The sequence below is a fragment of the Trinickia sp. genome, assembly GCF_036503415.1.
GTDB lineage: Bacteria > Pseudomonadota > Gammaproteobacteria > Burkholderiales > Burkholderiaceae > Trinickia.
The window spans coordinates 14,559-40,419 of record NZ_DASXWY010000225.1 but is presented as its reverse complement, the minus strand read 5'-3'; the positions used below and the strand labels follow the sequence as shown (position 1 = coordinate 40,419).

Sequence of the window (25,861 nt, the reverse complement as noted above, 5' to 3'; positions counted from 1 at the left end):
CGAATGTGCCACCGCATCTGCCACCGAATGGAACGATGATGCTCTTCGTACGCCCAGCAAGACTTTCCGATCTCGACGCGCTCGAACGGATGGCGCGCGCCGCGCGGCCCGTGCTGCATTCGCTGCCGCACGATCGCCATGCGCTCGAGGCACGCATTGCGCTGTCCGAGGATTCGTTTCGCGCCGAGGTCGATTTCCCGGGCGAGGAGTTCTATCTCTTCGTGCTCGAGGATGCGACGAGCGGCAAGCTGCTCGGCACGTCGAGCATCGTGGCCGCGGCCGGCTATGCCGAGCCGTTCTACGTTTTTCGCAACGATGCGCTCATTCATGCCTCGCGCGAGCTTCACGTGAACCGGAAAATCCACGCGTTGACGATGTCGCACGAGCTGACCGGCAAGAGCCGGCTCGCGGGCTTCTACCTCGATCCCGCGGTGACGGGCGACGCGAGCGCCCACCTGCTTTCGCGCGCGCGCATGATGTACGTTGCGGCGAACCGACGGCGCTTCACGCCGGAGGTATTCTCGCTCTTGCTCGGTGTCACCGACGAAGCGGGGACGTCGCCGTTCTGGGAGGCGGTGGGGCGCAAGTTCTTCGCGCGCGATTTCGCCGAAGTCGAAAAGATTTCGGGGGGACGCAGCCGTACGTTCATCGCCGAAGTGATGCCGAGCTATCCGCTTTATGTGCCCCTGTTGCCCGAGGCGGCGCAGCGTGTGCTCGGCGAGCCCAACGCCAAAAGTCTGCTTGCCTACGATATCCATCTCGAGGAAGGTTTCGAGCCCGATCGTTTCGTCGATATCTTCGATGCGGGCCCCGTGCTGACCGCGCAGGTGGACCGCAGTGCGTGCGTGGTGAGCAACGAGACGCGAATCGTACGTGAGAGGACCGAAGCGGCATCCGACGCCGATCCGTCGTCCGCAACCGCAGCCGCAACCGCAACCGCAGCCGCAACTGCAACCGCAACCGCAACCGCAACCGCAACCGCAGGCACGACCTATCTCGTCGCGAACAACCGGGCCGGCGAATTCCGCTGTGCGCTGGCGGAGCTGCCGCTTGCGCGCGAGGAGCAGGCGCCGCTGACGTCGTCGGTACGCTCGGTGCTCGGCGCCGTCGCGGGCGATGCGGTGCGTTGCGTGCCGTTGCATCGCGCGTCGGAAGACGAAGCCGCCACCGCCGAGTCGCAGGCCGATCTCGATGGCGAGACGGCTGCCTTGCGTGCCACTCATCCGGGAGTTCGTCGATGATCGTCGTTCGCGCTGTCAAGACCACCGACCTCGATGCGGTCGTGGCGCTCGCGCAGGAGACCGGGCCGGGTTTGACGACGTTCAAGCCCGACCCCGATGCGCTTGCCGCACGCATCGCGCGATCGAAACGGACGATGGAAGGGCAGGCCACGCCCCATGAGGCCGGCTACTTCTTCGTCATGGAAGATACGGCAACGAACGACGTTGCCGGTGTGTGCGGAATCGAGACGCAGGTCGGCCTCGAGCAGCCGTTCTACAACTATCGGGTGAGTACCGTGGTGCATGCGAGCCAGGAGCTTGGCGTCTGGACCAGGATGTCGCTGCTCAACATCTCGCACGACCTCACGGGCTATGCGGAAGTCTGCTCGCTGTTCCTGTCGCCGCGTTATCGCGCGCATGGTGTGGGCGGGTTGCTGTCGCGCTCGCGCTTCATGTTCATCGCGCAATTTCGCGACCGGTTTCCCGAGCGCCTATGCGCGGAGCTGCGCGGCCATTTCGACGCCGACGGTACCTCGCCGTTCTGGCGCGCGGTGGGCTCGCACTTCTATCAGATCGACTTCAACGCGGCCGATTACTTGAGCGCGCACGGGCGCAAGTCTTTTCTCGCCGAACTGATGCCGCGTTACCCCGTGTACGCCGATTTACTGCCCGAGGATGCCCGGCAGGTCATTGGCCTGACCCATCGCGACACGGCGCCCGCGCGCAAGATGCTCGAAGCCGAGGGGCTTCGCTATCAGGGGCACGTCGATATCTTCGATGCGGGCCCTGTACTCGAGTGCCACATCAACGATTTGCGAACCGTACGCGAGAGTGTGGTCGTCCCTGTCGTCATAGGCGAGGTCGATTCCGTCGATCCGCTTGCATCCGGTGCAGGCCCCGCCCAAGCGCCGCGCGAGCGTGCACCTCGTTCGCTGGTGGCGAATACGCGGCTGGCGGATTTCCGTGTCGGCTTCGCGCCGGGCGGCGTCGAAGACGGCGTCATGCATCTGTCCGCAGACGACGCGGCGGCGCTGCTCGTGCGCGAAGGCGATCCGGTGCGGGTGCTCGTCACCTCTCATACCCAGCAGAGTCAAAAGTCATGAGCGAACTATTCATCGAAGGCGAGTGGGCGCAGGCAAACGGACCCCGCTTCTCGTCGCATAACCCCGGTACGGGGGCCGTGGTATGGCAAGGGCACGGCGCGAGCGCGGTCGATGTCGATCGCGCCGTCGCAAGCGCACGCCGCGCATTTGCCGATTGGTCGGCCATGCCGTTCGACGCCCGTTGCGAAATCGTGCGCCGATTCGCGGTGCGCCTCGTCGAGCACAAGGAAACGCTCGCGCATGCGATCGGACGCGAGACGGGCAAGCCGCTGTGGGAGGCGCGTACCGAGGTCGCCGCGATGGCGGCCAAGGTCGACATCTCGGTGACGGCATATCAGGAACGCACAGGCGAAAAGCGCGTGCCGATGGCCGACGGCGTTGCCGTATTGCGGCACCGCCCGCACGGTGTCGTCGCGGTCTTCGGCCCTTATAACTTCCCCGGGCATCTGCCGAACGGCCATATCGTGCCGGCGCTCGTCGCGGGCAATACGGTCGTGTTCAAACCCTCCGAGCTCGCGCCGGCTGTGGCGCAGGCCACGGTCGAGCTCTGGCGCGAGGCCGGTTTGCCCGCGGGCGTGCTGAACCTCGTGCAAGGAGAAAAAGAGACGGGTGTCGCGCTGGCCAATCATCGGCAGATCGACGGCCTGTTCTTCACCGGCAGCTCCGATACCGGTACGTTGCTGCACAAGCAGTTCGGCGGACGGCCGGAAATCGTGCTGGCCCTCGAAATGGGCGGCAACAATCCGCTCGTCGTCGCCGAAGTGGAAGATATCGACGCGGCGGTGCATCTCACGATTCAATCCGCGTTTCTTTCGGCGGGGCAGCGCTGCACCTGTGCGCGCCGCATCTTCGTGCCCCAAGGATCGTTCGGCGAGCGCTTCGTCGCGCGCTTCGCCGAGGTGACTTCGCGCATCGTCTACGGCCTTTACGATGCCGAGCCGCAGCCCTTCATGGGAGCCGTCGTGTCGGCGCGCGCGGCCGCCAGACTCGTCGCGGCGCAGGAACGGCTCGTCAAGGCCGGGGCGCGGCCGCTCATCGCCATGACGCAACGCGATCCGGCGCTCGGCTTCGTGAATCCCGCGATTGTCGATGTCAGCGCAGTCTCGGCATTGCCCGACGAGGAGCACTTCGGTCCGCTCGCGCAGATCGTGCGTTATGCGAGCCTCGACGAAGCGATCGAGCGTGCGAACGATACGGCCTTCGGGCTCTCGGCGGGCCTCGTCGCGGACGACGCGAGCGCCTGGGAACGCTTCAGCCGCACGATCCGCGCAGGCATCGTGAACTGGAACCGGCCGACGAACGGTGCATCGTCGGCCGCGCCGTTCGGCGGTGTCGGCCGCTCGGGCAATCATCGTCCGAGCGCGTTCTATGCGGCCGACTACTGTGCCTATCCGATGGCGTCCGTCGAGAGCGCGCAGCTCTCGATGCCTTCGAGCGTATCGCCTGGGCTTCGCTTTCACGAAGTCTCGAACGATTGAGACGCTGCGCCATGGACGACGCGGTGGCGCGACGGCAAGACTGAAAGTTGAAAGTTTGAAACATTGAACGACCGACCAAGGATCGACGATGCAAGCACGGGAAGCCAACTTCGATGGACTCGTAGGTCCGACGCACAACTATGCGGGACTCTCGTTCGGCAACGTCGCGTCGCAAACGAACGAGAAATCGGTCGCGAATCCACTCGCCGCCGCCAAGCAGGGGCTGCGCAAGATGAAGCAGCTCGCGGACCTCGGATTCCTGCAAGGCGTGTTGCCGCCGCAGGAGCGTCCCTCGCTGCGTCTTTTGCGCGAGCTCGGGTTCTCAGGCTCGGATGCGCGCGTCATCGATCGCGCCGCAAAGGAAGCACCGGAGCTGCTGGCCGCGGCGAGCTCGGCCTCGGCGATGTGGACCGCGAACGCCGCGACGGTCAGCCCGTCCGCCGACACGGCCGATCGGCGCGTGCATTTCACACCGGCCAATCTGACGAGCAAACTGCATCGCGCGATCGAGCACGAGGCGACCCGCCGGACGCTGCAAGCCGTGTTTGCCGACGAGAGCCGCTTCGCCGTGCACGAGGCGCTGCCGGGCACCCCGGCGCTCGGCGATGAAGGCGCTGCCAACCATACGCGCTTTTGCGCCGCTTACGGCGAGCCCGGCGTCGAATTCTTCGTCTACGGACGCAGCGAATACCGGCGCGGCCCCGAGCCCGTGCGTTATCCGGCCCGTCAGACGTTCGAGGCGAGCCGGGCCGTTGCGCAGCGCCACGGTCTTGCCGAGGCATCCACGGTTTATGCACAGCAAAACCCCGAGGTCATCGACGCGGGCGTGTTCCATAACGACGTCATTGCCGTCGGTAACCGCGAGACGCTCTTTTGCCATGAACGGGCATTCGTCGATCAACGGGAAGTCTGCGACAGGTTGCGTGCGCAACTTTCCGGGCTCGGCGCCCAATTCAACGTCATCGAGGTGCCCGATGCGCGCGTGAGCGTGGAAGATGCGGTTTCGTCGTATCTGTTCAACTCTCAGTTGCTCACGCGTTCCGATGGACGCGATGTTCTCGTGGTGCCGCAGGAATGCCGTGAAAATCCGCGCGTGGCCGCCTATCTCGACGATCTGGCGAGCTCGGGCGGACCCATCTCGGAGGTGCTGGTTTTCGATTTGCGCGAAAGCATGAAAAACGGCGGCGGCCCGGCATGCCTGCGCCTGCGCGTCGTACTCGACGGCGCGGAGCAAGCGGCGGTCGCTCCCGGTGTCTGGATCGACGATGCGCTTTTCGCCCGGCTGGACGCCTGGATAGCCAAGCATTATCGCGACCGGCTCGCGAGCGCCGATCTCGCCGATCCGACGCTGCTCGACGAATCGCGTACGGCGCTCGACGAGCTCACCCAGATTCTCGGCCTCGGCTCCCTTTATGACTTCCAACGCTGACGGGACGAGAACCATGACCGGCGCGCCGGGTTTCCTGACCGACTTCCTGTCGTTCTCGCTCGCCGATGCGCGTCCCGTTGCCGATCGCGCGGGCGGTGAATGCGCGCATGGCGTGCGCTTCCAATGGCTTGGGCCCGGTTTGCTCCAGTTCGAGCCCGAAGCGAAGCCGGTCGCGAGCGTCGTCGTGTCCGCCGGTGTGCATGGCGACGAGACGGCGCCCATCGAGCTCGTCTCGCGCATGGTGGCGGACATCGCGCGCGGCGCGCTGCCGCTTGCGTGCCGGCTGCTCGTGGTGCTGGGCAATATCGAGGCGATGAGGGCGGCCCGCCGCTATCTCGACGACGATCTGAACCGGCTTTTTTGCGGCGCGCACGCCCGATTGCACGGGGGCAGCGAGAAGGCGCGCGCGGCAACCCTCGAGGCTGCGACGGCGCGGTTCTTCGCGCAAGCGGCACCGGCCGACGCCGCGCCGCGCTGGCATATCGACATGCATACCGCAATCCGTGCTTCGGTCTTCGAGCAGTTCGCGCTGTTGCCGCACACGGGCCGGGCGCTCCCGAGCGCGATGCTGGACTGGCTTAGCCACGCGCGTATCGCTGCGATTTTGCTGCACACGGCTGCGGGGACGACGTATACGCAGTTCACGGCACAGACCCATGGGGCAATCGCTTGCACGCTCGAGCTCGGCAAAGTGCGGCCGTTCGGGCAAAACGATTTGTCCCATTTCGACGCAGCCGATCGCGCCGTGCGTGCGCTGGTCGCGAACCTCGCACCCGAGTCCGCTGCGCCGATGCCGCGCGTGTTCACGGTTGTCGACCAGATCACGAAACGCACGGACGCATTCGAACTCGCGCTGGCGAGCGATGTACCGAACTTCACCGTGCTCGCCAAAGGACAGGTGCTGGCGCGCGACGGCGAGTATCGCTACATCGTCACGCGCGACGACGCGCGGATCGTGTTTCCGAACCCGAGCGTGAAGCCGGGCTTGCGAGCGGGGCTCATCGTCGTCGAAACGACGGCCGAAACGCTGGCGCGCACACCCCGCGGTGCTTGATATCGATGCACCCCCGAGGCACGACGCGCCGTGGTACCGATCACTGCTCGGCCGGCACCGGCTGCCATCCGCCCGGGCAGGTCGCGACATACGGATAGTATTGGTCCCAATAAGGACAGTAGTACCAATAGCCCGTGTCGTCCGGGGGCGCGTCGGCGAATCCGGGGACAAACGGGTCGGGATAGGGATAGCTCGGCGCGGGATAGAAGTACCAGGCGCCGCCGACGACCCACCACCAGCCGTGCCGGCCGTCATGGGGCCCGTGATGCCAGTGTCCCGACCGCCAGACACGGACATCGTGCTCCTGGAAGCGGCCTATATCGCCATGCCACGGCGCGCGCGTGCGGGCCGGAGGAACAGCGGCGCGCGGTGCCATGCCCGGTTGCGGCGCGGTGGCGCGCGGTGCCATGCCCGGTTGGGGCGCGGTGGCGCGCGGTGCTACGCCCGGTTGGGGCGCCGTGACGCTCGGCGCCACGCCGGGCTGCGGATGCGGCTCACGGGGCGCGGGCTCTCGCTCGGGCGGTCGGGGCGCGGCGTTCGCACCCGGGCCGGCGCCGCCGGCCGCGCCCATTTGCGGTGTCGGCACATGCGGTGCCGGCATGATGCGGGGCCCCACCGCTGGTGGGGTGTGTGGACCGATCGCGCGCTGCTGCATCGGTGGCGCCGCCCCTGGCATCGGTGGCGCTGCCCTCGGCATGGGCGGTGCCGCGCGGTTTTGGGCCGGCATCGGCGCATTCGGTGCAATGCCGCCGTGCTGCGGGGCCGGCATTGCGGGTGCGGCGTGGCTCGGCGCTGGCGCCTGCCGGAGTTCCTGGGACTGAGCGCCGGGCGCATGGCCGGGGCCTTGCATCTGCGCGCGAACCGCGCCGCTGCCCGCGAGCGCTGCCGCAACGAGCGCTGCCGCGCGCAACGCGCTCCGTGTTCCGTTTCGCATCGACATGGCGCACCTCCTCGCGACGCGTCGTCTCCCCCGTCAGCATAGGCCTGTCGAGCGCCGCGCGCTCGGGCGGCCGGTGCGCCATTGGTCTGATCACGGCGCGAGCGCGCGTGAACCGGCCCTAGCGCAGATCGCGCTGCGCTGCGCCGCAGAGTTCCTCGACGAGTGCGGTAATCGGGCTGCCACCGAACAGCGTGAACTCGACGCTCGGCAACGCGGGCAACCGCGAATCGGCCCCGAGCGCCTGCAAGCCGCTATCGAGACGGCTCTCCAGCATCGGCGCAATGGCGAGGCCTGCGCGCACCGCGGCGAGCACGCCGCCGCTGCTCGGACAGACGAGCGCGATGCGACTGTCGATGCCGGCATGCGCGAGCGCGGCGAGTGCCGCTTCACGGTAAGGGCAAGGCTCCGGAAACACCGCCAGCGGCAAAGGCAACGACACGTCGACATTCATCCATTCCGCCGCTGCCCACACGAGCGGCTCGCGCCAGAGAGGGCGGCCCGGCCGGTCGTCATGACAGCGCCCGCCGAGCACGAAGTCGAGTTCTCCGCGATCCATCGCCTGCAATAGCGTGCCCGGCACGCCGATCGTGATGTCGAGCGCCACTTCCGGGTTGCGCAGCCCGAACGTATGCAGCCGCTCCATGATGCGGGCGTGGGCGAAATCCTCGGACATGCCCATACGCACCGTGCCATCGCTCGAACTGCGACGCAAACGCGCACGTGCGTCGCGATTCAGGGCCAGGATCGCGCGTGCATAACCCAGTAGCAGTTCGCCGTCCGGCGTGAGGGCGGTCGAGCGCGTCGTGCGCACGAACAGCGTTTTGCCCGCCTGATCCTCCAGCCGCCGCAAATGCGCACTGATGGCCGATTGCGTCAAATGCAGCCGCGCCGCGGCGCGCGTGAAGCTGCTTTCCTGGGCGACCGTCACGAACGAGCGCAACAGCACGGTATCGAACATGGAATTTAGTGAGATTCGTGTTGAATGATTGAAGAATACTTCGTTTTCAATCGAATTCGCAATGTGATTAGATGAAGCTCGAGCACACCCACCAGGCTTCACGCCCGCATTCTTCGGAGAACCCTATGACAAGGCTGTTGCACATCGAGTCCTCGCCGCGCAAATCCCGCTCCGCTTCGCGGGAGGTGGCGCACGCGTTCATCGAGGCTTACCGGAGCGCGCACGCCGATGCGTCCGTCGAGACGCTCGATCTGTGGCACACACCGTTGCCTGAGTTCGACGGCGCTGCGATGCAGGCGAAATACGCGGGGCTTGCCGGCACGCCGCTCACCGACGAGCAGCGCGACGCGTGGAGGGCGATCCACGACCTCGCGAGGCCGCTTCACGATGCGCATACGCTGCTGCTCTCGGTGCCGCTCTGGAATTTCTCGATTCCTTACAAGCTGAAGCATTTCATCGATGCGGTCTCGCAAAAGGACGTGCTGTTCTCGTTCGACGAGCGGGGATTCGGCGGACTGTTGCGCGACAAGCGGGCCGTCGTCGTCTATGCGCGGGGACTCGATTATTCGAGGGAATCAATTACGCCCGCCGAGTGTTTTGATTTCCAGAAGCCCTATGTCGAAGCCTGGTTGCGATTCGTAGGCATCGAGGATATCGAAACGGTCGTCATCGAAAAGACGCTGTTCGGGCCTGAAGTCGATATCGCCGCGCGCCGCGACGCCTGCGCGAGCGCCGAGGCGCTTGCGCGCGCTCGGCCATGAGCGCGTTTTGCCCGGGCGTTGCCGCGGCCGCCCGTTTCATCCGCCGGGAGATGTCATGTCGGAATCGTTGCACACCGATGCAGGTCAGCGTTCCTATCGCATCCTCAGGGACCCCGAGGTCGGCCTCGGGCCTGGCCCTGTCGTACTGCCGCGAGAGGAGGGCGAACCCGCCCGTTCATCGGCTGCGCGTCTTGCTGCGTTGGCGGACGTGCTCACGGCGCAGTCCGACGGCGCGCTGCGCCGTACGCTGATTCGCAGCTGCCTCGTCGATGCCGGCTTCGATTGGCTTTGCTATTACCGCATCATGTGCCTCGATGGCCGGGTGAGCCGAGCGGCCTGGTATGCACAGTATTCGCCGCCGGGCTGGGCCGAGGCCTATTGCGGTGCGCACTGCTTCGACACCGACGTGCGGGTCGTCAAGGCGTGCACGGCCGGCTGGCCGTTTGCATGGGTGCTCGACGACCTGACACGCGATGCGGCCGGCGCGGGCAGGGCGGGCGCTGCCGCACGGAGTCTCGCGGCGCTGGCGGCTCGCGCCGGCATCGGTTCGGGCGTGACCGTGGGCTTCGAGACGGCGCGTCCGTTCGAGTACTGCATGGTGACGCTGTCGAGCACGCTCGCCACGCGTGCCTGGATTTCCGACGCGACGATGGGCGCGGCGCTGGTTTTGGCGGGCGAGATACACGCGTTCATCGAGCCGCGTATCGGCCCGCTGCTGGCGACAACGGGCTCAGATGGGCTCTCGGGGCTGCAAAAGCGCATGCTCGATCTGATGACCCAGGGTTCGTCCGATCGCGAAATAGGCGCACTGCTGTCGCTCTCGGCCGATCAGGTGGCCTATCAGCTCGGCGGCATCGAGCGGCGCTTCGGAACGCGCAACCGCGCGCAATTGGCTTACGTGGCGGGCGTGTTGTCCCGGCAACCCGCCGAACGTGCCGCGCAGCCGCCGATGGAACCCGTTGAGGACGAGGGACGGCGCGTGCGGTACGCATGAGCGGCGCCCGGCTCGGCGGGGGGGCGCGGCGTGGGTCTCGGCGTTTGCCGCTGAGCGACATCGAATTGCATCTTTGGGCATGCCATTGCGGCGGCCCGGTCCGTCCGATTTTCTTCCCCTTTCTCGAACGAGCGCGCGGGCGCCGCCTACAATGCGGCGCCCGCGCGCTTTGTGCGACGCACAAGACTAGCGCCGGGCATTTGAACGCTGATTTTGGCGCGGCGACGATGCGCCGGCTGCGCCCATCGTTGCAACTCTTTCTCGTTTAGGAATCCTGATGAAACTGAACTTCCGAAAGCACACAGCGCTTGCACTCATCGCTGCGGCGTCGCTGATCGCGAGCGGCGCATCGGCCGCCGAGCTCAAGCAGATCCGCTTCGGCGTCGAGGCGTCGTATGCGCCGTTCGAATTCAAATCGCCGACGGGCGAGCTGCAAGGCTTCGACATCGAAGTCGGCCATGCGGTTTGCGCGAGGCTCAAGGTCAAATGCGTCTGGGTCGAGAACGACTTCGACGGCCTCATTCCGGCGTTGTCCGCGCGCAAGTTCGACGCGATCAATTCGGACATGACGATCACGGAGCAACGTAAAAAGGCCATCGACTTCACCGAGCCGATCTATTCGATCCCGAATCAGCTGATCGCCAGGAAGGGCAGCGGCCTGCTGCCGAGCGCCGCTTCCCTCAAGGGCAAGCGCGTGGGCGTGCTCCAAGGCACGATTCAGGAATCGTATGCGAAGGCGAAGTGGGCGGGCGCAGGCGTCGACGTGGTGCCGTACCAGACGCAGGACCAGATATATGCCGACCTCGTCGCCGGACGGCTCGACGCCGCGTTCCAGGATTCGGAGGCGGCGTCCAAGGGGTTCCTCAAGCGTGCGCAGGGCGCGGCGTTCGAGTTCGCGGGGCCGACGGTCACTGACTCCCAATTGCTCGGCTCGGGCGTGGGCTTCGGCGTGCGCAAGGGCGATGCGGCGTTGAAGGCGGCGCTCGACGAGACGTTGCGTGCGCTGAAGGCCGACGGGACGATCGAGCGGATCGCGGCCAAGTATTTCGACGTGAAGGTCGTGCTCAAATAAGACCGCTTCGCCGGCGTTTGCTCCGGCCCGCCTTCGGCTATCGCTTCGCTGCGGCCCCGTCGTATAATCCCGCCCAGATTGGCCACGGGGCCGGTACGTGTAGTACCGGGCGGCGATAAAAGCAGACAAAGAAGAGGGGCTGATGGAGACGACCAACGTGACGGCGGCACACCCGGCGGTGGCCAGCGAGCCTGCCCAGGCGGGACATCCGCCCGGCGCGGTGACCCATCCCGCGCGTCAGCCGCTCGTCGACGCCGAGGGGCTTTTGTGCGGATTCGAGTTGGTTACGCGCGAGCCGCTCGCCGGCGACGGTGCCGCGGACGCTGACCCCGCGAGCCGCCGTGCCGCATCCGACGCGGCGCTGACGCAAACGTTGGCGTTGCTCGGAGCGAGCGGCGTGCACGCGGCGCTGGGTGGCCATCGAGGTTATCTGAGCGTGAATCGCGCATTGCTCATGGCCGACGATCTCGCTCGCATCTCCCCGGAACGCTACTTCTTCCAGTTGCCGCCCGATATCGCTATCGATGGCGAGTTGACGGCCCGTCTCGTGGCGCTGCACGGCAAGCGTTATCGCTTCGTGCTCGACCGCGTGAGTGCTCCCGACGCGACGTTCGCCAAGCTGCTGCCTTACGTCTATGCCGTCAAGATCGACGTCGCGAAGGTGGCGCCCGATCTGCTTGCGAAGCTGGCGGACGCGCTCAAATCGGCCGGCAAGATTCTCATTGCGCTCGGTGTCGATTCGCACGAAACCTTCGAGCGCGCGAAGGCCGCGCGCTTCGATGTCTTCCAGGGGTATTTCTTCGCGCGCGCGGACAGGCAGGCCTCGCGGCGCGCCAGTGCACCGCGCCAGGCGCTGCTGAACCTGTTGCGGCTGCTTTCGGCGGATCCGAGCGTCGCGCAGCTCGAAGCCGAGCTCAAGCTGAACCCGGTGCTCGTCATGCACATCATGCGGCTCGCCAATTCGGGCGAGGCGAGCATCGGGCGCAAGGTGGCGACACTGCGCGATGCGATCAATGCGACGGGCACCAACCGTATCGCGCGCTGGACGCAATTGCTGCTTTATGCGGACGGCCGCAAAGTCCGGCTCGAGGACGATCCGCTCGTGCAGCTCGCGGCCACGCGCGCGCGTTTCATGGAAATGGCGGCGGCCCGTCTGACTCAGGCGAACCGGAAGGTCGTCGATGCGGCGTTTTTGACCGGCGTGTTTTCGCTTGTCGACGCTGTGTTTGGCGACACGCTCGAAGCCACGCTGGACGCGCTGATGCTGGCGGGTCACATCCGCGCGGCCATTCTTCGGCACGAGGGATTGCTCGGCACACTGCTGGCCGCCGTGCAGGCGCTCGAGCGCGCCGACTGGGCCGCGCTCGAGCAGGTGAGCGAAGCACTGGCGCCGTTCACGCCGCCCGAACTCGCCGAATTGGCCATCGCTTCAGCGGCATGGGCCAGCGCGGCGGATCAACACGGCGACAACGCGGGGCTCGAGCGCGTACAGGAATAGCGCGCTCGCGCGCCTCAGAGCGTTTCGACTTCCTGTGCCGGCGCGTGTGCGAAGAAGCGGCCGAGCTCGCGGGCGAGCTCGTTTAGCGCACTCATTTCGTCTTGCGAGATCTTGCGGGGCTCTTGCGCGTGCGACCAATCGCCGTACAGGAGCGCGACCGTCGCTTGGTCGACGGTCACGGGCAGCAGGACGAACGAGCGGGCGTCGGAAAACGCATCGCGGAACCAGGCCGGCAGCCGTGCCACCATCTTCGGATCGTGCGCGTTCTCGATGAAAATGCCGATCGAGTTGGCAATCGCAAGATGAAATACGTCGGGCTCGAATGCTTCATTGAACGAAAGCGCCGGCAGCAGTTTCTCCACATCGCGTCCAAAGCCCAGCCGCGACTTGAACAGCCCCGGTGCCTGTCGCACGAAGACGATCGTGCGGGCAAAGCCGAGACCGGCCAGCACGGTCTCCGAGGCAAGCGCCAGGACCGGCGCCAGCGCATTCTCGGACGGCAGCGCGCGCAGATCCTCGAGGCCCGCGGCGATGCGCGCCTCCGGCGCGACGCCCGCGCGAGCAATGGCATCGGCGCTTGCTCGCAGCTCCACGATTTCCCGCATGACCCCCATGCCGGCTTCCTCGCGCGCGAGCGCCGTGCTCATCGACACGAGGGTCTCCGGCTCTATCGCCAGCGCCTCGCCGTAGCGTTGCGCCAACGCCGCGAGTTCCATTTCGGCGGGTTGCGCGTGTGCATCGGACGCGCTCAGCACGTCGGCCACATCGGTCGAGAAATTGGTTACCGCGCGTAGCCATTGGACGTGCTGCAGCTCGTTTGCCTCGGGTTCATAACGGCCCATGCCCGCACGGATCTGCTCCGGCAGACGCCAGCGCGAGGCTGCTTCGAGGCCGATTTCGTCGAAGGTGACGCCGAGCACGGCGTTGCAGGCAGCGGCTTCGTCGAGCCCATCGTTTTCGACCTTGTGCCGGATCGTGTTCCACTCCGCTTCGAGATAGCAGACGACGAGCAGCTTGCCGACTTGCCGCATCAGCGTGCAAACGACGGCTTCCTCGCCCGCGCCCAAATCCGCTGTGTCCGAAGTCAGCTTGCGCGCCACGCTGCCGGACAGCAGTGTACGGTTGAGCTCGAGCTTCGCGTCGATGCGGTGCGGCGCGCTTTGGTGGAAGTGATCGACGAGCTTGAGTCCGACGACGAGGTGGCCGACGGCATCCATGCCGAGCACCATCAGCGCGCGCGTGACCGTCGTGATGTTGCCGCCGAATGCCATGTACATGGCCGAGTTGGCGAGCCGCAGGACCTTTTGCGTCAGCGCAAAGTCCGACAAGACGACCTGTACCAGCGCCGAAAAGTCGAGATCGTCGTTTTTCATTGCGGCCACTGTGGTCCGCAGCGATTGGGAGAGCATCGGAAAGTCGCCGCGCTCGCTCATTTGCGCCCAGAGCTTATCGAGCAGCGCCGCCTTTACCATGTGAATTCCGTCAAAACCATATACGTGTCGATTGATGGAGCCGTCCTGCGCACCTTTTTTCGCGTGCTTCAAGCGAAAGACTCGTCTTCGTGCAGGCGTAAAACGCGGGCCGCGAAGCGTTGCGCGAGCTCTTCCGAGGGCAGCGCCTGGCAGACCAGCCACCCCTGGATGTGCCCGCAACCCATCTCAGTCAGGAGCCGCCGTTGCGCCTCCGTTTCCACGCCTTCCGCGACGAGTTCCAGCTCGAGCGTGCGCGCGAGTCCGACCACGGCGGATACGATGGCCTGGTCGTTGCGAGAGGTTAGCAGGTTCTCGACGAAACTGCGGTCGATCTTGAGCTTGGCGAGCGGAAAACGTTGCAAGTACGCAAGGCTCGAGTAGCCCGTACCGAAATCGTCGATCGCGAACCGGATGCCGAGCGCCGTCAGCTCCTCGAGGAGCGCCTTCGCATGGGCCGGGTCCTGCATCAGCAGACTCTCCGTGATCTCGAGCACGAGGCGGCTCGCGTCGAGCCCGGTGAGCGTGAGCGCGTCGCGCACGTTCTGAGTGAAGCGCGGGTCGCGAAACTGCTGCGGCGAGACGTTGACCGCGACGTATTGCAGCGCGATGCCCTGGATGTCCCACTGCACGAGCTGCATGCAGGCCACTTTGAGCACCCAGTTGCCGAGGTAGTTGATGAGCCCGATCGATTCGGCCAGCGGGACGAACGTCGAAGGCGGCACGAGGCCATGGACCGGATGGTGCCAGCGCATGAGCGCCTCCACGCCAACGACGCCGCCCATCCGGCTCTCGGTGATCGGCTGGAAATGCAGCGCGAACTCGCCGTTGCGCACGCCGTCGTAGAGATCGGCTTCGAGTTTCAGGCGCTCGGCGTCGGCCGGATCGGCGTTGGGCGTATGAAACGCGATGGTATTGCTGCCCGAGGCCTTCGCCTGAGCGAGCGCGTGATCCGCGCGCCGCAAAAACTGCTGGTGCTGTCCGGCCCGGCCGCCGCCCGGCTCGGCCGGATCGGGATAGAGCGCGATGCCGACGCTCGCCGAGAGATGGACAGCCTGGCCGCTGAACGAGTAGGGCTGTTGTATGGCGGTCATGAAGCGGCGCGCGAGCGCTTCGGCGGCAGCGGCCGCGTGCTCGCGCGTGCCTGCGCGCACGAGCACGGCGAACTCGTCGCTCGTCACGCGCGCCAGCGTTTCCTCGGGTGAGACGAGACTCGCGAGCCGCGCGGCCGTCTCGCGCATCAAGGCGTCGCCCGCTTCGTAGCCGAGCGCCCGGTTCACGCGTTGATAGTCGTCGAGATCGACGAGCAGCAGCGCCGCGCCGGTACTTTGGGTGTCCACCGTTTCCAGCGCGCTCTCGAGCGCCGCGGCGAGTGCCGTGCCGTTGGCGAGGCCCGTCATGCGGTCGCTGTGCAGCTCGTAGGTGAGGCGTTCTTCGGTGGCGCGCCAGTCTGAAATGTCGAACGCGGAGATCGCGAAGCCGGGGGTGCCTTCATGAATACCCGCCACGGCGCGCAGTTCGACCGGAATCGGGTAGGTCAGAGATTTCATCAAGTGCACGGTGGCGCGCTCGACGCTGCCCGACGCACTCGCACGTGCAAGGAGGCCGTCCAGGGCGGCTGTGTCGCCGGCCGCGACCAATTCGTGCAGCGTGACCGCACGCAGGTATTCATGGCGATAGCCGACGAAACGCAGGCTCGCTTCGGAGACGTAGAGAAAGTGCAAGCCGGCGTCGACAAAAGCCAGGAAGTCCACGCCGCGAACGAGCCGATCCAATTCGGCGGCCAGCACATTGCGCCCCTGCGGCGCCGGGACGGTCGCGGCGGCCGCGGGCGGGGCCGCGGCTTTTCGCCGCCACAGCCGGTCGATCGTCTCGCGCCAGGTGCGCCGGCGCGGCACGTTGCTTCTTTTTGCTTCCATTGAATCTCGCTGACGACGGTCCCGACATTGCGGCTAATGTGCTTTCGATGAGGCCCGCGCCGCGCGGGCGCGCCTCCCGCGCACGCTCCATCAGGCGAATTATCGGCTCCGATCCGAAATTCTTTAGCGGTTTTCGCGAATTGTTACCCGCTGTTACCGCTGCCTACCGATTCAGCCGGGACTCGCGGTCTTTTTGAGACAATGTCGGTAGCCCGCGCTGGCGGCTCTCCGCAGAGGTTGAACCGATTCGAGGAAGCGAGATGAAACGATGGATGGGACGTATCGCGCTATGCACGGCGCTGGTGACCGGCCTGGGCGCCTGGTCGTTCGACGCGGTTGCCGTGCTCAAGGCGGGCGACAAGGCGCCCGATTTCACGACGCAGGCCTCGCTCGGCGGCAAGACGTTCTCCTACGCTCTGGCCGACGCGCTCAAGCGCGGCCCCGTCGTGCTTTACTTCTATCCGGCGGCATTCACGAAAGGCTGCACCATCGAAGCACACGAATTCGCCGATGCCGTCGACGAATACAAACGATATGGCGCGACGGTGATCGGCGTGTCGCACGACGATATCGCCACGCTCGCGCGTTTTTCGGTCAGCGAGTGCCGCAGCAAGTTCCCCGTGGCTGCCGATGAAAGCGGCCGCATCATCGAGTCGTACGATGCCGCGTTGCCGCTCGTGACCAAGCGAGCGAACCGGGTGTCCTATGTGATTGCCCCGGATGGCCGCATCGTCTACGAGTACACGTCGCTATCGCCGGACGAGCATGTCAAGAACACGCTTGCCGCCGTGAAGCAATGGGCGGCCGAACACCCGCACCGATGAGGCGTGGCACGGCGCGCGTCGGATGAAGGCTGCGCCGTCTCATTGACGCGGCGGCGGGGGCGGCGGTATTTCCGGCACCCCCCTGTCACGCTGCCCTTCGGCATCGAACTGTTGCCGATAGCTTCGCACCATGCCGGCAGGCACCGGCACGCGCTCGCCCGCTGCGTACATGCATTGGATATACGCGTAGTCATAGCGGCGTTGTATCCCGTATCCGGAGGCCTGTGCGGTGCCCGCACCGATGGCGCCGCCCCCGAGAAGCCCCGCGCCCGCGCCGATCGCCGCACCGCGGCCGCCGCCGAACGCAGCGCCGGCCGCGGCGCCCACCGCCGTGCCGAGCGCCGCCGAGCCGACGGCGCTCGTGGTTGCCGCTTGTCCGGCGCTGACACCGCCCACTTGCGCAAGCGCATATTGGCGGCACGACGCATCGTCCCCGCGAAACTGATCGAAAGACTTTCCGGTTCCGGGCAATGCCAACACGCTGGGGCCACTCGGCATCACCGTGCAGCCGGCGAGTACGGCCGCAAGCGCCGCCGCGGGAGCGGCGAGGAGCCGCCGTTTGGCCTGCTGGCCGTCATGATAGGAGGAAAGCATCGGCGACCTCACTTCAGCGATTTCGCTCGGGCGTGGCCGGGACGTCCTGCCAGCCGCCCGCGCAGTCCTTGACGTAGGGGTAATACCTTTTAGACGCCGCGCAGTACCAATAGGTTTTGCCCGAAGACGAAGGTTGCGTCGCCGAGGGCGCCGCTTGCGAGCGTTCGATGTAGACATCGGGCTCGGGTGGCTGGACGACGACCGGCGGCGATACGATGACGGGCGGGCCGTAATACGCCGGCGGGTACGGCGCATAAGGGACGTAAGGCGGCGGATAGGGTCCGTAGTAGTACGGCGCCGGGACGACCGGGTAGTAGGGCGCGGGGGCCCCGACAAACACGCCCACGTTCCAGCGTGCCGCGTGGGCCGTACCGCTTATGCAGGCCGCGGCGGCCGCGAGCAGCGCGAGGGAAGCGTTTCGCCATCGCACGATGAATCTCCTTCAGAGGGGCAGCGCCGCAACCGGTCGGCGCACGAATCAAAGGTAGGCCAATCGCGCCGCGAGTGCCATAACAGCGCGTCTCACAATTATTCCGATCCTTTACGGCCCACGAAGCGGGATTTTTCTGATCTTCAGTGGGATTCGCCGGACGCGAGCCCGGGTGCATGGCGGCGCGCCCAGCGAACGCGCAGCCGGTCCAGGCAGAGGTAGACGACCGGCGTCGTGTAAAGCGTGAGCACCTGGCTCACGATGAGGCCGCCGACGATGGAAATCCCGAGCGGCGAGCGCAGTTCGGCGCCCTCGCCGGTGCCGAAGGCGAGCGGCAGCGCGCCGAGCAACGCGGCACAGGTCGTCATGAGAATCGGTCGGAAACGCAGCAGACAGGCACGCCGAATGGCATCGAGCGACGACATACCCTGCCTCGATGCTTCGATGGCGAAGTCGATCATCATGATCGCGTTCTTCTTCACGATGCCGATCAGCAGAATGACGCCGATGAACGACATGATGCTGAACTCGGTCTTGAAGGCCAGCAGCGCGAGCAGCGCGCCGACGCCGGCCGACGGCAGTGTCGAGAGAATCGTGATCGGATGGATGTAGCTCTCGTAGAGCACGCCCAGCACGATATAGACCGCCGCGAGCGCCGCGAGGGTCAAGATGGGCAGCGTCGAGACCGACGACTGGAACGCTTGCGCCGTGCCCGAAAAGCTGCCGTGAATCGTTCCCGGCATGCCAATCTCGGCCATCGTCTGCTCGATCGCTTTTGTCGCGCTCGACAGGGACTGGCCGGGCGGCAGGTTGAACGAGATCGTGGAGGCGACGAACGAACCCTGGTGACTGACCGACAGCGGTGTATTGCCGGGCCCGAACGAGGCGATGGCCGATAGCGGAATCATCGTCTCGCGCGAGGTCGAGACGGCGGAGCCCGTGGAGGCGCTCGACTTGCCGCTCGCCGCGATTGCGTTCGTCGCGAGGTTGCGCGCCGCGTCGGCCGCCGCCGAGCCGCCCGACGTACCCGCGGTTCCCGCTGCGGCGCCCGTGCCCGCACTCCCCGTGCGGCTGGCGCTGCCGCTCGTCGACGCGCTCACGGTTCCGGCGACCGCATTCGTCGATTGCGAGCCGCTCGCGTTGCCGCCCGACGTGCTGATGTAGATCTGCTTGAGCATTTCCGGATCCTGCCAATAGCGCGGCGCGACTTCCATTACCACGTGATATTGGTTCAGCGGGTTGTAGATCGTCGAGACCTGGCGTTGGCCGAACGCATCGTAAAGCGTATTGTCGACTTGCGACGGCGTGATCTTGAAGCGGGCGGCACTGGCGCGATCGATCGTCACCATCGATTGAAGCCCGCCTTGCTGCTGATCCGAATTCACATCGACCAGCTCCGGGCGACGCTTGAGCGCTTCGGTGAGCTTCGGTCCCCACTCATACAGCTCGGCCGTCGAATCGCCGAGCAGCGTGAATTGATACTGTGCGTTCGATTGGCGCCCGCCGACGCGGATATCCTGCACCGCTTGTAAAAAGGTCTGCGCGCCGGCAACGTGCGAGAGCGGGCCGCGCAACTGGGCGATGACCTGATCGGCCGACAGTTTGCGCTCGCTCTTCGGCTTGAGCGAGATGAACATGAAGCCCGCGTTCGTCGCGCGGCCGCCGGTGAAACCCGTTGCGGTATCGACGGCCGGGTTGTTCTTGACGATCTGCATCATCTCGGCGAACTTGGTCTTCATGAGCTGGAAAGACGTGCTCTGGTCGGCCATGATGCCGCCGACGAGGCGTCCGGTGTCCTGCTGCGGGAAGAACCCTTTCGGCACCGCTATATAGAGATAGACGTTGAGTGCGACGGTCGCGGCGAGCGTCGCAAGCACGAGCGCAGGATGCGCGAGCGCCCAGCCGAGCGTGCGTTCGTAGCCGGCCGCGAGCCTGTCGAAGCCGCGCTCGAGCGTGCGCGCGAAACGGCCCTGCGCTTTTTGTTCGTGGATCGGAAGCAAGAGGCGCGAGCACATCATCGGTGTCACGGTCAGCGAAATCGCCAGCGAAACGCCGATCGCCACCGACAGCGTGACCGCAAACTCGCGAAAGAGGCGGCCGATGATGCCGCCCATCAGCAAGATGGGCAGGAATACCGCGACGAGCGAGAGGCTGATCGACAGCACCGTGAAGCCCACTTCACGCGCACCGAGGTAAGCCGCGCGCATCGGCGGTACGCCTTCTTCGATATGCCGCGAGATGTTCTCGAGCACGACGATCGCATCGTCGACGACGAAGCCGGTCGCCACGATGAGCGCCATCAGCGAAAGGTTATCGATCGAGTAGCCGAGCAGATACATCGCGCCGAAGGTACCGATGATCGATATCGGTACGGCGACGCTTGGAATCAGCGTTGCGCGCCAGTTGCGCAGAAACAGAAATACGACGGACACGACGAGCGTGACGGCGATCAGCAGCGTGTGCTCCGTGTCCTTGAGCGAGGCGCGGATCGTCGTCGAGCGATCGATCACCGGCGTGACGTCGATGGCGGCCGGAAGCGATGCCCTCAGCTGCGGAATCATGCCGATCACGCGATCGACGGTCTGAACGATGTTTGCACCGGGCTGCCGGTAGAGGATGACGAGCACCGCCCGCTTGCCGTTCGATAACGCCAGGTTGCGCAAATCCTCGACCGAATCGACGACTTCGGCCACATCGGACAGCTTGACCGCCGCGCCGTTGCGGTACGCGATGATCAGATCCTTGTATTGCGAGGCCCGCGTAGCCTGATCGTTGGTATAGATCTGCACGGTGTGCGGGCCGAAATCGATCGAGCCTTTCGGGCTGTGCGCATTGGCCGCGGCGAGCGCGGCGCGTACGTCCTCCAGCCCGATGCCGTAGTGAAAGAGCGCCTGCGGTTCGAGTTCGACGCGCACGGCGGGGTTCGCCGCGCCGCTGACGTCCACCTCGCCGACGCCGTCCACTTGCGAGAGCGCTTGCTGCAGTACCGTCGAGGCCGCATCGTAGAGCTGCCCGGCCGACATCGTGGGGGAAGTCAGCGAGAGAACGAGAATCGGTGCATCCGACGGGTTGTACTTGTGATAGGTCGGATTACTGCGCAGGCTGGTCGGCAAGTCGGCGCGCGCCGCATTGATGGCCGCTTGTACGTCGCGCGCGGCGCCGTCGATATCGCGGTTCAATCCGAATTGCAGCGTAATGCGCGTGGAGCCGACGGAGCTTTGCGAGGTCATCTCCGTGACATCCGCGATCTGCCCCAAATGCCGTTCCAGCGGACTCGCGACGCTCGTCGCCATCGTATCGGGGCTTGCGCCGGCCATTTGCGCCATGACCACGATCGTCGGGAAATCGATCTGCGGCAGCGGCGCGACGGGCAGCTTCATGAATGCGAAGAGGCCCGACAAGGCAATGCCGATCGCGAGCAGTGTCGTCGCGACGGGGCGCGAAATGAACGGGCCCGAGAGATTCATGCGCTCATGCCCTCATACGCCGGCGTCGCCCGCGTGTGGCCGTCCGGCCGCCGGACCGAAGCGTTCGCGCAGCTTGCGCGCGAGCGAATCGAAACCGAGGTAGATCACCGGCGTCGTGAACAGCGTGAGCAACTGGCTGACGAGCAGGCCGCCTGCGATCGCGATGCCGAGCGGGTGACGCAGCTCGGAGCCGACGCCCGTGCCGAGCATCAGCGGCAGCGCACCGAGGAGCGCCGCCATCGTCGTCATCAGGATCGGCCTGAAACGCAACAGGCACGCTTGATAAATCGCCTCGCGGGGCGATTTGCCTTCTTCGCGCTCGGCTTCGAGCGCGAAGTCGATCATCATGATCGCGTTTTTCTTGACGATACCGATCAACAGGACGATACCGATGATGCCGATGACATCGAGATCGTGCCCCGAGATCATCAGCGCGAGCAGCGCGCCCACCCCCGCGGACGGCAGTGTCGAGAGGATCGTGATCGGGTGGATGAAACTCTCGTAGAGCACGCCGAGCACGATGTACATCGTGACGACGGCCGCGAGAATCAGGAACAGTTCGTTCGCGAGCGAGGCCTGGAAGGCGAGTGCGGCGCCCTGAAAGTGCGTTTGGAACGACGCGGGCAGGCCGATCTCGGCCTCGGCCGCGCGAATCGCTTTCACGGCCTGGCCGAGCGAGGCACCCGGGGCGAGGTTGAACGAGACGGTCGTGGCGGGGAACTGGCCGAGATGGGTGACGAGCAGCGGCGCGGGCCGTTCGGAAAACGTCGCAACGGCGGCGAGCGGCACCTGCCCGCTCGAGGCGATCGACGAGGGCAGATAGATCCCCTTGAGCGCGTCGATGTAGTGCTGCATTTGCGGCTCGACTTCCAGAATCACGCGGTACTGGTTCGATTGCGTGAAGATCGTCGACACGATGCGCTGTCCGAACGCGTCGTAAAGCGCATTGTCGACCGTGGCGGGCGTGATGCCGAAGCGCGCGGCGCTCGCGCGGTCGATTTCGACGTAGACCGAGCGGCCGCTTTCCTGCAGATCGGTGGCGACGTCGGCCAGCTCCGGCGCCGTTTTGAGCCGCTCGACGAGCTTCGGCACCCACGCCGAGAACTCGTCCGGATTGGGGTCCGTCAGCATGAACTGATATTGCGTGGGGCTGACGGTCGAGTCGATCGTGAGATCCTGCACGGGCTGCATATAAAGCGAGATCCCGGGTACGTCTGCGACCGATGCGGTGATCTCGCGAATGACGCTGCTCGCGTTTTCGCTGCGCTCGCTCGCCGGCTTAAGATTGATCAGCATGCGGCCGCTGTTGAGCGTCACGTTGGTCCCGTCCACCCCGATGAACGAGGTCAGGCTCTGGACATTGGGATTGCGCAGGATCTCGGCGGCGAGTGCGCTTTGGCGCTCGGCCATCGTCCGATAGGAGACCGACTGGGGCGCTTGCGTGATGGCCTGGATCACGCCCGTGTCCTGTACCGGGAAAAAGCCCTTGGGGATGAAGACGTAGAGCACGCCTGTCAGTACTAGCGTGAGCACGGCCACGACAAGCGTCGAGCGCCGCCGCTCGAGCACCCATTCGAGCGCGATGCCGTAGCGCGCGATGATCGCGTCGATGGCCGCATGAGCCTTGGCTTCGAAGCGGTGGCTTTCGAGCGGCGGCGTGTGGCGCAGCAGCTTGGCACACATCATCGGCACGAGCGTCAGCGAGACCACCGCCGAGATCACGATCGTCACGGCGAGCGTGATCGCGAACTCGTGAAAGAGCCGTCCCACTACATCGCCCATGAACAGCAGCGGGATCAGCACGGCGATCAGCGAGACCGTCAGCGAGATGATCGTGAAGCCGATCTGTCTCGAGCCCTTGAGCGCCGCCTCGAGCGGCGATTCGCCGGCCTCGACGTAGCGGGCGATGTTCTCGATCATGACGATCGCGTCGTCGACGACGAAGCCCGTCGCGATCGTCAGCGCCATCAACGACAGGTTGTCCAGCGAGAATCCGCAGAGGTACATGACGGCCAGCGTGCCGATCAGCGAAAGCGGTACCGAGAGGCTCGGGATGACGGTCGCGTAGACGTTGGCGAGAAAGAGGTACATGACGAGCACGACGAGTACGACCGAGGCCGCGAGCTCGAATTGCACGTCGCGCACGGAGGCGCGGATGGTCGTCGTGCGGTCCGTGACCACGGCCACATCGAGCGCCGCGGGCAACGATGCGCGAAGCTGCGGCAAGATTTTCTTCACGCTGTCCACCACCTGGATCACGTTCGCGCCGGGCTGGCGCTGCACGTTCAGCAAGATGGCGGGCGTCACGGGCTGCGAGCCCTGTTGCATGCCGACCCAGGCGCCGAGCCGCGTGTTCTCCGCGCCGTCGACGATTTTCGCCACGTCGGTCAGCATGACCGGCCGGCCATTCTTGTAGGCGACCACCGCGCTTTGGTAGGCATTGGCGTCGGTCAGCTGGTCGTTGGCGTTGATCGCGTAGTTGCGCGTCGGTCCGTCGAAGTTGCCCTTCGGCGTGTTGACGTTGAGGTTGGCAATCGTCGTGCGCAGGTCGTCCAGATTGAGACCGTAGGAGGCGAGCGCCAGTGGATTCGCCTGGATCCGTACGGCGGGGCGCTGGCCGCCCGACAGGCTCACGAGGCCGACGCCGGCCACTTGCGAAATCTTCTGGGCAAGGCGCGTGTCGGCGAGGTTTTGCACGTCGGTGAGCGGCATCGTCTTCGACGTGATCGCCAGCGTCAGGATCGGCGCGTCCGCCGGATTCACCTTCGCATAGATGGGCGGTGCGGGCAGGTCCGACGGCAGCAGGTTGCCCGCCGCGTTGATCGCGGCCTGTACTTCCTGCTCGGCCACATCGAGCGGCAGATCGAGGCTGAACTGCAGCGTGATGATCGACGAGCCCGCGGAGCTTTGCGAGGCCATCTGATTCAGCGAAGGCATTTGCCCGAACTGGCGCTCGAGCGGCGCCGTCACCGACGATGTCATGACGTCGGGGCTCGCGCCGGGATAAAACGTCTGCACCTGGATGGTCGGGTAGTCGACCTCGGGCAGTGCCGAGATCGGCAGGTAGCGCAGCGCCACGAGGCCGACCAGCATGATTGCCGCCATCAGCAGTGCGGTGCCGACCGGGCGCAGGATAAAGGCGCGGGAAGGATTCATGCGTTCGATGCCTCGGTCCGGTGCCTCATTGCGATCGTCATTGCGCGCCGGCAGCCGATGCGGAGCGTGCGCCGCTCGCCCCGTGGCCGTGGGCACGGGCGTGCCCGTGCCCGGCCGCCGCGCTGGCGGCGTTGCCGTGCGAGGCGCCCGAAGCTGCGTCTGCCGGAATCGTGATCTTGGCGCCTTCGCGCAGGCGGTCGGAACCGTCTATGACGACGCGCTCGCCGAGCGCGAGCCCCGATGCGATGCTCGTGCGTTCGCGGTCGACGGGGCCGACTGTCACGGGCCGCACGGTGACGGTGTTGTCGGGCTTCACGACATAGACGAAGCGGCCGGACGCGCCGTTGAGCACAGCCGATGTCGGGACGATCACCGCATCGTGAAGCGTGTCGATGAGCAGCCGCGCGTTCACGAACTGATTCGGAAACAGCAGTTGCCCGTCGTTTTTGAACAGCGCCCGCAGCTTGACGGTGCCCGTTGCGGTATCGATCTGGTTATCGATGGTGTCGAGGTATCCCGTTTCGAGCGGTGTCGTGTTGTTGCGATCGTAAGCCGTCGTCGAAAGCTTCGCGCCCGCGTGCATGCTTTTCACGATGGCCGGCAGATTGTCTTCGGAGGTCGTGAAGACGACGCTGATCGGCTGCAATTGAGTGATGACGACGATGCCGTTCGTGTCCGAAGGCGTCACGTAATTGCCAGGATCGACCTGACGCAGGCCGACGCGCCCGGAGACCGGCGCGGTGATGCGCGCGTAGACGAGATCGAGCTTGTAGGTGTCGACGCTCGCTTGATCCGAGCGCACCTGCCCTTCGTATTGCTTCACGAGCGATGCCTGCGTGTCCACCTGCTGGCGGGCGATCGAATCCTGCGCGAGCAGCGCGCGATAGCGCTCGAGGTCGAGCTTCGCCGTTTGCAGCAGCGCCATGTCTTTCGCGAGCGTGCCTTGCGCGTTGTCGAGCGAGATCTGGTAGGGGCGTGGATCGATCTGGGCGAGCAGATCGCCTTGCTTGACCATTTGCCCTTCGCGGAACGCGACGCTTTGCAGGGTGCCGGCCAGTTGGGTTTTGACCGTCACGGAGGCCAGCGGCGTCACTGTGCCGAGCGCCGTCAACACGATGGGCATTTCTCCGCGCGCGGCTGTCGCGACGTGCACGGGCTGCGGCATGTTCCCCGACCGGCCCGCGCCGCGGCCGGCGTGTGCGCCGCTTGCGCCGGTCGGCACCGCGCCGGAGGGACTCGTGCGGCTCCACGGCCGCCACCAGGCCAGCACGAGCGCGGCTACCAGGACTGCGGCGACGAGCACACCGAGTCGGCGCCCCGTGGAGCGGGGGGCGACAGGTTTCGGCGCTTCGCCTGGACCGGGGTCATGGGAGGGGCGGTGAGGATCGGGGCGGTTTTCCTGTTCGGCCATCTGTAAGGGTCAAGAGTTGCGAGGCTGATGCGCTGTGTGCGGGCGCTCGGTTGGGATAAAAAGCGCCCATGAGGGACAAATGTT

At 65.8% G+C, this 25,861-nt stretch carries 19 protein-coding genes; 10 read left to right on the top strand and 9 right to left on the bottom strand.

Features of this window, described 5'->3' with window-relative positions; translation table 11 throughout:
* Positions 1–38 precede the first annotated feature (38 nt).
* From VGL01_RS25610 to astE, 5 genes are all read left to right on the top strand, one after another.
* Positions 39–1,241, top strand: coding sequence for an arginine N-succinyltransferase (locus VGL01_RS25610; RefSeq protein WP_331574499.1), 1,203 nt, complete (start codon positions 39–41; stop codon positions 1,239–1,241).
* Positions 1,238–2,323 (top strand): arginine N-succinyltransferase, encoded by a 1,086-nt coding sequence (gene astA / locus VGL01_RS25605; protein ID WP_331574414.1) that lies wholly within the window; start codon positions 1,238–1,240, stop codon positions 2,321–2,323. The genes VGL01_RS25610 and astA overlap by 4 nt, the downstream gene beginning before the upstream one ends.
* Positions 2,320–3,801, top strand: coding sequence for a succinylglutamate-semialdehyde dehydrogenase (astD, locus tag VGL01_RS25600; protein WP_331574412.1), 1,482 nt, complete (start codon positions 2,320–2,322; stop codon positions 3,799–3,801). Before astA ends, astD begins: the two co-directional genes overlap by 4 nt.
* An 88-nt stretch (positions 3,802–3,889) precedes the next feature.
* The gene (gene astB, locus VGL01_RS25595) at positions 3,890–5,230 is read left to right on the top strand and encodes an N-succinylarginine dihydrolase (RefSeq protein WP_331574410.1); all 1,341 of its coding nucleotides are present in this window, start codon (positions 3,890–3,892) and stop codon (positions 5,228–5,230) included.
* A complete protein-coding gene (gene astE / locus VGL01_RS25590; protein ID WP_331574408.1) occupies positions 5,214–6,284 on the top strand; it encodes a succinylglutamate desuccinylase in 1,071 nt (356 codons plus the stop codon). Before astB ends, astE begins: the two co-directional genes overlap by 17 nt.
* A gap of 40 nt (positions 6,285–6,324) precedes the next feature.
* Here astE and VGL01_RS25585 read toward each other — a convergent pair whose 3' ends face one another.
* Together VGL01_RS25585 and VGL01_RS25580 are read right to left on the bottom strand one after the other, a co-directional pair.
* Positions 6,325–7,224, bottom strand: a complete 900-nt coding sequence (locus tag VGL01_RS25585; RefSeq protein WP_331574406.1) for a hypothetical protein — start codon at positions 7,222–7,224, stop codon at positions 6,325–6,327.
* A 118-nt stretch (positions 7,225–7,342) separates the two neighbouring features.
* Positions 7,343–8,182, bottom strand: a complete 840-nt coding sequence (locus VGL01_RS25580) for a LysR substrate-binding domain-containing protein (protein ID WP_331574404.1) — start codon at positions 8,180–8,182, stop codon at positions 7,343–7,345.
* Between the two features lie 125 nt (positions 8,183–8,307).
* Between VGL01_RS25580 and VGL01_RS25575 the strand changes: the two genes are divergently transcribed.
* The 4 genes from VGL01_RS25575 to VGL01_RS25560 all read left to right on the top strand — a co-directional run bounded on the left by VGL01_RS25575 (position 8,308) and on the right by VGL01_RS25560 (position 12,507).
* Positions 8,308–8,943, top strand: coding sequence for an FMN-dependent NADH-azoreductase (locus tag VGL01_RS25575; RefSeq protein WP_331574402.1), 636 nt, complete (start codon positions 8,308–8,310; stop codon positions 8,941–8,943).
* Between the two features lie 55 nt (positions 8,944–8,998).
* Positions 8,999–9,937 carry a helix-turn-helix transcriptional regulator gene (locus tag VGL01_RS25570; protein ID WP_331574400.1) on the top strand — a complete coding sequence of 313 codons (939 nt, stop codon included), beginning with the start codon at positions 8,999–9,001 and terminating at the stop codon, positions 9,935–9,937.
* A gap of 277 nt (positions 9,938–10,214) precedes the next feature.
* Positions 10,215–11,009, top strand: a complete 795-nt coding sequence (locus VGL01_RS25565; protein WP_331574398.1) for an ABC transporter substrate-binding protein — start codon at positions 10,215–10,217, stop codon at positions 11,007–11,009.
* Positions 11,010–11,151: 142 nt separating this feature from the next.
* Positions 11,152–12,507 carry an EAL and HDOD domain-containing protein gene (locus VGL01_RS25560; RefSeq protein ID WP_331574396.1) on the top strand — a complete coding sequence of 452 codons (1,356 nt, stop codon included), beginning with the start codon at positions 11,152–11,154 and terminating at the stop codon, positions 12,505–12,507.
* A gap of 14 nt (positions 12,508–12,521) precedes the next feature.
* Here VGL01_RS25560 and VGL01_RS25555 read toward each other — a convergent pair whose 3' ends face one another.
* Positions 12,522–13,979: an HDOD domain-containing protein gene (locus tag VGL01_RS25555; protein ID WP_331574394.1), complete on the bottom strand. Its 1,458-nt coding sequence runs from the start codon at positions 13,977–13,979 to the stop codon at positions 12,522–12,524.
* A 68-nt stretch (positions 13,980–14,047) separates the two neighbouring features.
* Positions 14,048–15,895 (bottom strand): sensor domain-containing phosphodiesterase, encoded by a 1,848-nt coding sequence (locus tag VGL01_RS25550; protein ID WP_331574392.1) that lies wholly within the window; start codon positions 15,893–15,895, stop codon positions 14,048–14,050.
* 272 nt (positions 15,896–16,167) lie between these two features.
* On the opposite strand from VGL01_RS25550, the gene VGL01_RS25545 reads away from it, so the two are divergent.
* Entirely contained in the window at positions 16,168–16,719 is a 552-nt protein-coding gene (locus tag VGL01_RS25545) for a peroxiredoxin (RefSeq protein ID WP_414720360.1), read from the top strand.
* 39 nt (positions 16,720–16,758) lie between these two features.
* On the opposite strand, the gene VGL01_RS25540 is transcribed toward VGL01_RS25545, so the two are convergent.
* The 5 genes from VGL01_RS25540 to VGL01_RS25520 form a co-directional block, all read right to left on the bottom strand.
* The gene (locus tag VGL01_RS25540; RefSeq protein ID WP_414720356.1) at positions 16,759–17,313 is read right to left on the bottom strand and encodes a YMGG-like glycine zipper-containing protein; all 555 of its coding nucleotides are present in this window, start codon (positions 17,311–17,313) and stop codon (positions 16,759–16,761) included.
* 13 nt (positions 17,314–17,326) lie between these two features.
* Positions 17,327–17,743 (bottom strand): hypothetical protein, encoded by a 417-nt coding sequence (locus VGL01_RS25535; protein ID WP_331574388.1) that lies wholly within the window; start codon positions 17,741–17,743, stop codon positions 17,327–17,329.
* 143 nt (positions 17,744–17,886) lie between these two features.
* Entirely contained in the window at positions 17,887–21,210 is a 3,324-nt protein-coding gene (locus tag VGL01_RS25530; protein WP_331574386.1) for an efflux RND transporter permease subunit, read from the bottom strand.
* A gap of 12 nt (positions 21,211–21,222) precedes the next feature.
* The gene (locus VGL01_RS25525; protein ID WP_331574384.1) at positions 21,223–24,366 is read right to left on the bottom strand and encodes an MdtB/MuxB family multidrug efflux RND transporter permease subunit; all 3,144 of its coding nucleotides are present in this window, start codon (positions 24,364–24,366) and stop codon (positions 21,223–21,225) included.
* A gap of 37 nt (positions 24,367–24,403) precedes the next feature.
* Entirely contained in the window at positions 24,404–25,777 is a 1,374-nt protein-coding gene (locus VGL01_RS25520; RefSeq protein ID WP_331574382.1) for an MdtA/MuxA family multidrug efflux RND transporter periplasmic adaptor subunit, read from the bottom strand.
* Positions 25,778–25,861: the final 84 nt, after the last annotated feature.